Here is a 2876-nt window from a genome sequence, read left to right as displayed (position 1 = left end):
GGTCAGGGCTGGAGAAAAGTTCGCTCATTTTCATCTCACATTAACAAAACGGCCATAGTTTACCCCCAGTTCGCCAGTACGCAAGCCAGGTTAACGTTTGCGCGAAAAACAACCATTGCAATACGCTCGCAACGCAGTATCATGCAGCCGTTTTTATTGGGTTCCCTCACCCCAACCACTAAAAAGGTCACAATATGAGTCCGTTTACTACCGTACAGCGTAAAAAAGCGCTGATCTGGCTATCGCTTTTCCATCTGCTGGTCATCACTTCCAGTAACTATCTGGTGCAGCTGCCGATCTCCATCTTTGGTTTTCATACCACCTGGGGCGCGTTCAGCTTTCCGTTTATTTTCCTCGCCACCGATCTGACGGTGCGGATTTTCGGCGCTCCGCTGGCGCGACGCATTATCCTCGCGGTGATGATCCCGGCGCTGCTCATCTCCTACGGGGTTTCCGCGCTGTTTTATATGGGCGAGTGGCAGGGGTTTGCCGCATTAACCAGCTTTAATCTGTTTGTCGCCCGTATCGCCGCCGCCAGCTTTATGGCCTACGCGCTGGGGCAGATCCTCGACGTCCACGTCTTCAATCGCCTGCGTCAGAACCGCCGCTGGTGGCTGGCGCCCACGGCATCCACCCTTTTCGGTAACGTCAGCGATACGCTGGCCTTCTTCTTTATCGCCTTCTGGCGCAGCCCGGATCCGTTTATGGCGGCGCACTGGGGTGAAATCGCCATCGTCGACTACTGCTTCAAAGTGCTGATTAGCATCGTATTCTTCCTGCCGATGTACGGCATGTTGTTGAATATGCTGTTGAAAAAGCTGGCAGATAAATCTGATTTATCCGCATTGCAGCCAGGTTAAGAGTACTCACGAAACGATGTGATAAGATAAGCGAATGAGCCGTTAATGGCCGTTTATCGAAAGGAAGATGTCAATGCGCAATTTGGTTAAATATGTCGGTATTGGCCTGCTGGTTGTGGGTCTTGCAGCCTGTGATAACAGCGATACAAAAACGCCGACTGCCGGGGCTGCTGCGGAAAGCAACGCCAGCGGGCAACCTATTAGTCTGCTGGATGGCAAACTGAGCTTCTCCCTGCCAGCCGGTATGACCGACCAGAGCGGCAAGCTGGGCACCCAGGCCAACAATATGCACGTCTATTCTGATGCCACGGGCCAGAAAGCGGTGATCGTGATTGTGGGTGACAATACCAACGAGGAGCTGGCGGTGATGAGCCAGCGTCTGGAAGAGCAGCAGCGCAGCCGCGACCCGCAGCTGCAGGTCGTGAGCAATAAATCCATTGAGATCAAAGGCCACACGCTGCAACAGCTGGACAGCATCATCTCCGCCAAGGGTCAGACCGCCTGGTCTTCCGTCCTTCTCGGCAAGGTTGATGACAAACTACTGACGCTGCAAATCACATTGCCAGCGGATAACCAACAGCAGGCGCAGACCGAAGCGGAAAACATTATCAACACCCTCGTCATCCAGTAACTACTGGCCTGACGCCGCGGCCTCCGGTTCAGCGACCGGGGGCCGTTTTTTTAACCGCCATCCCAGCAGCAGCGCCACCGCAACCAGCCCCGCCGTCGCCAGATAGATCGATGAAATGCCCGCCCACGCCATCAGTAGCCCGGCAAGCGGACCGGTGATCCCCAGTGAGAGATCCATAAATACCGTATAGGTTGCCAGCGCCGCCCCCTGGTTCTGCTGCGGCACCGCCTTCACCGCCACCACGCCAAGCGCCGGGAACACCAGCGAAAAACCGGCTCCGGCAAAGAAAGTGCCGATTTTCGCCATCAGCGGCGTCTCCGCCAGGCCCACTAACAGAAGACCAATAATCTCGACGACAAAACAGACCATCGCCACGTTCAGCCCGCCGAGGCGGTTAATTCCGTTGGGGAACAGCAGGCGCGTGCCAACAAAGGCGCAGCTAAACAGCGTCAGGGCGAAGGCCGCGCCGTCCCAGCCTTTAGCATCATAAAACAGAGTGATAAAGGTGGCGATAACGCCAAAACCCGCCGAAGCCAGGGCCAGCGCCATGCCGTAGAGCCAGACGCGCCCCAGCACCACGCGAAACGACATCGCTTTACCCTTGCCCGCTTTGACCGCCCCCCGCGGCAACGCGCACAGCACGGCCACCAGCGCGACCGCCATAATGGTCAACGCCAGCCCGTGCAGGCCAATCAGCGAGTAACAGAGCACGCCGAGCGGCGCGCCCATCGCCATCGCTCCGTAGGTGACAATGCCGTTCCAGGAAATAACCCGCCCGATATGCAGCGAACCGACTACCCCGACGCCCCACAGCGTGGAGCCGGTTCCCGCGAAGCTCTGCCCGATGCCGAGGATAATCCGGCCAAGGCACAGCAGCGCCAGGCTAACCACGGGCAAGCCGCCGAAGAGCGCCGCCAGCAGATAGCCGAGTCCGCTCAGAAAGCAGCCGCACAGGCCGAAAATGACGATCTTTTTTGGCCCCAGCAGGTCGGCGTAGCGCCCGGCGTGAGGGCGGCTGAGCAGCGTAGCGAAGTACTGGAGGCTAATTACCAGCCCGGCCCAAAAGGCGCTAAACCCGGTAATGACTCCAACTTACTGATAGTGTTTTATGTTCAGATAATGCCCGATGACTTTGTCATGCAGCTCCACCGATTTTGAGAACGACAGTGACTTCCTGCCCAGCCTTGCCAGATGTTGCCTCAGATTCAGGTTATGCCGCTCAATGCGCTGCGTATATCGCTTGCTGATAACGTGCAGTTCTCCCTTCAGGCGTGATTCATAAAGCGGCCAGCCATCCGTCATCCATACCACGACCTCAAAGGCCGACAGCAGGCCCAGAAGACGCTCCAGCGTGGACAACGTGCGTTCACCGAATACGTGCGCCA

Annotated in this window: 3 protein-coding genes and 1 pseudogene; 2 read left to right on the top strand and 2 right to left on the bottom strand. The window is 57.2% G+C overall.

What is annotated here, in order from left to right; all coding sequences use genetic code 11:
- Positions 1-194 precede the first annotated feature (194 nt).
- Together HMPREF1144_RS22570 and HMPREF1144_RS22565 are read left to right on the top strand one after the other, a co-directional pair.
- Positions 195-860: a 7-cyano-7-deazaguanine/7-aminomethyl-7-deazaguanine transporter gene (locus tag HMPREF1144_RS22570; RefSeq protein WP_004126198.1), complete on the top strand. Its 666-nt coding sequence runs from the start codon at positions 195-197 to the stop codon at positions 858-860.
- A 73-nt stretch (positions 861-933) separates the two neighbouring features.
- On the top strand, positions 934-1491 hold the full coding sequence (locus HMPREF1144_RS22565; protein ID WP_004855087.1) for a DcrB family lipoprotein: 558 nt from the start codon (positions 934-936) through the stop codon (positions 1489-1491).
- Here the strand turns inward: HMPREF1144_RS22565 and HMPREF1144_RS22560 are convergent.
- Together HMPREF1144_RS22560 and HMPREF1144_RS22555 are read right to left on the bottom strand one after the other, a co-directional pair.
- Positions 1492-2574, bottom strand: a pseudogene (locus HMPREF1144_RS22560) (MFS transporter); the annotation flags it as partial. It abuts the gene before it with no gap.
- Positions 2575-2583: 9 nt separating this feature from the next.
- Positions 2584-2876 (bottom strand): IS1 family transposase (locus HMPREF1144_RS22555; protein ID WP_042928267.1); only part of this gene is annotated, 293 nt, incomplete at its 5' end.

Source organism: Klebsiella sp. OBRC7 (genome assembly GCF_000293135.1).
Classification (GTDB): Bacteria; Pseudomonadota; Gammaproteobacteria; order Enterobacterales; family Enterobacteriaceae; genus Klebsiella; species Klebsiella michiganensis.
Note: the sequence above shows the minus strand (reverse complement) of the source record. Positions and strands in the feature narration are given on the sequence as shown.

Bases quoted from the DNA above. Each gene is read 5' to 3' on its own strand.
- HMPREF1144_RS22570 (WP_004126198.1), top strand. From the start codon at position 195: ATGAGTCCGTTTACTACCGTACAGCGTAAAAAAGCGCTGATCTGGCTA.
- HMPREF1144_RS22565 (WP_004855087.1), top strand. From the start codon at position 934: ATGCGCAATTTGGTTAAATATGTCGGTATTGGCCTGCTGGTTGTGGGT.